The organism is Actinomycetota bacterium (assembly GCA_035765775.1).
Taxonomy (GTDB): Bacteria; Actinomycetota; CADDZG01; order JAHWKV01; family JAOPZY01; genus DASTWV01.
Genome location: DASTWV010000048.1, coordinates 1 through 2,630, shown reverse-complemented (window position 1 = coordinate 2,630; position 2,630 = coordinate 1). Strand labels below are relative to the sequence as shown.

The 2,630-nt window shown below is 71.6% G+C and carries 2 protein-coding genes; both read left to right on the top strand.

Features of this window, described 5'->3' with window-relative positions; genetic code table 11:
• The first annotated feature begins 188 nt into the window (after positions 1-188).
• Complete coding sequence (gene istA / locus VFW71_10760) at positions 189-1,673, top strand: IS21 family transposase (GenBank protein ID HEU5003242.1); 1,485 nt, start codon at positions 189-191, stop codon at positions 1,671-1,673.
• Positions 1,670-2,515, top strand: a complete 846-nt coding sequence (gene istB, locus VFW71_10755; GenBank protein ID HEU5003241.1) for an IS21-like element helper ATPase IstB — start codon at positions 1,670-1,672, stop codon at positions 2,513-2,515. The genes istA and istB overlap by 4 nt, the downstream gene beginning before the upstream one ends.
• Positions 2,516-2,630 lie beyond the last annotated feature (115 nt).

Below are 2,630 nucleotides of genomic sequence, written 5' to 3'. Positions count from 1 at the left end.
TGTTAGCGGCCATGAAAAACTGCCCGTAGACGGCCACGAACCTGCCCGCTGGCGGCCACGAAAACTGCCCAGCGGTGGCCAGCAGATCTGCCCAACCGTCTGAGGTCCGTCCGAAATCCACCTTGAGGTCCCCTCCCGGGGTTGTGCTGAGCGCGCCTACGTCCAGCCACCCCGAGGGAGGGAACCACGTGAAGTTTGCCGAGGAGATCATGGAAATTCTTGCTGCCTACGACCTGACGCAGTCCTACCGGGACGCCGCGGAGCTGGCCGGCTGCTCCCACCACACCGTCGAGCACTACGTCGCCCAGCGGGCGGCCGGCATGCTGAGCGCCGATCCACTCCACAGGTCCCAGCTGATCGACGACCACCTGGCCAAGCTTGAAGAATGGGTGGACCTCAGCCACGGCAAGATCCGCGCCGACGTCGCCCACGACAAGCTGGCGGCGCTCGGCTACCCGGGATCTGAGCGCACCACCCGCCGGGCCGTGGCCCAGGTGAAGGCCTCCTGGCGGGCAGGCAACCGCCGGGTGCACCGGCCCTGGATCACCGAGCCGGGGCTGTGGTTCCAGTACGACTTCGGCGACGGGCCCGCCATCGGGGGGCGCCGCACCATCCTGTTCTGCGCCTGGCTGGCGTGGAGCCGGTTCCGGGTGGTGCTGCCCATCCTGGACCGCTCCCTGCCCAGCGTCATCGCGTGCTTGGACACCACGCTGCGCCACTTCGGCGGCTGCCCGACCTATGCCCTCACCGACAACGAGAAGACGGTGACCATCGAGCACGTCGCCGGGGTGGCGATCCGCAACCCGGCGATGGTGGCGGCCGCCCGCCATTACGGTCTGACGATCAAGACCTGTGTGCCCGCGGATCCCGCCAGCAAGGGCGGGTCCGAGTCGACCGTGCGGGTGGCCAAAGCCGACCTGGTGCCCACCGACACCAACCTGCTCCCCGCCTACGCCAGCTTCGCCGAGCTGGAGGAGGCCTGTGGCGGCTTCGGCGAGCTCGTCAACGCCCGGCCCCACCGGGTGACCCGCCGTGCCCCCGGGGAGATGCTGGCCGAGGAACGTCCCCGCCTGCACCGACTCCCCGAGCACCCCTACACCGTCGCCTTCGGGGTGACCCGCAGGGTGGGCACCACCACCCCCATGGTCGAGTTCGAGGGCGGCTCCTACTCCGCCCCCGAAACCCTTGCCGGCCAGCAGGTCTGGGTACGGGGCCACGGCGAGGACGTGATCATCGTGTCGGTGTCCCGCACGGGTCCGACAGAGGTGGCCCGCCATCGGCGTACCACGCCGGGCAACCCCCGGGTGGACGAGGCCCACTTCTCCCCCCGGCGCAGCGACCCCCTGCAACGCACCCCCACCGCCCGCAACCCCGAGGAGCTGGCCTTCTTGCAGCTCGGGGCCGGGGCGGCCGAATGGCTGCTGGCGGCGGGCGAGGCGGGCGTCTCCCGGGTGCGGCCCAAGATGGCAACAGCGGTGGCGCTGGCCAAGATCGTGGGCGCTGGCCGGGTGGACTGGGCGCTCGGCCACGCCGCGGTCATGGGCCGTTTCGCCGACGGGGACCTGGAGGCCATCCTGCACCACCGGGCCCGGGCTGCCGAGGGTGCCAGCGCCGCCTCCGAGGACCACAGCCTGCAGGGCGGCACCGCCGCCTGGGGGGTGATCGGGCGATGACCGTCTCGGTTGCCGCCCCCGCCCTGCCCGAGGAGCTGGAGGCGCTCACCCGCCGCCTGCGCCTGCCGCACCTGCGCCGCAGCGCCCCTGAGGTGCTCGCCACCGCCAAGGCGCAACGCTGGGACCCCGCCGAGGTGGTGCGGGTGCTGCTGGCCGAGGAGCTGTCTGGCCGGGAACGCTCGGCGGCAACCACCCGGGCGAGCGCGGCGGGCTTCCCGACCGGCAAGACGTTCTCCTCCTGGGACGAAGCCGCCTGCTCGATCGCCCTGCCCACCCAGGCGGCCCTGCGCACCCTCGAGTGGGTGGGGCGGGCGGAGAACCTGGTGGTGTGCGGCCCGTCGGGCACGGGCAAGAGCTTCTTCCTGGAGGCGCTCGGGCACACCGCCGTGGAGGCCGGCCACCGGGTCAGCTGGTTCTCCCTGGAGTCACTCGGGGCCATGGTGCGCCGCTGCCGGGCCGACGACTCGGTGGCCAAGGTCGTGAGCCGGATCCTCCGGGCGTCGCTCATCATTGTGGATGACATCGGGCTCTTGCCGGTGTCCACCGACGCCGCCGAGGGGCTGTACCGCCTGGTGGACGCCGCCTACGAACGGCGCAGCCTGGCGATCAGCTCCAACCTGCATCCCGCCGGCTTCGACGAGCTCATGCCCAAGACCCTGGCCACGGCCATGGTGGACCGGCTCATGCACCATGCCCACGTGTGCCAGACCTCCGGGGAAAGCGTCCGGCTGGCCCAGGCGGTGTCCGGGGCGGGGGTGAAGGCCCTCGGCAACGGCGACGGCCAACCTCCCGGCGTTCCCCGCAGGAAGCCCCCGACCGATCCGTCCACCAGGGGGAGGTGAGGCCGAGAAGCCAAACCTACCGGCACTCCCCACGGCCGCCAGTGGGCAAGTTTTCGTGGCCATCCTTGGGCAGGTGTAGTGGCCGTCACCGGGCAGAACTCAACGGCCCTTGACA

Excerpts from the sequence above, each read along its gene's own strand:
- istB (HEU5003241.1), top strand. The coding sequence starts at position 1,670 with ATGACCGTCTCGGTTGCCGCCCCCGCCCTGCCCGAGGAGCTGGAGGCG.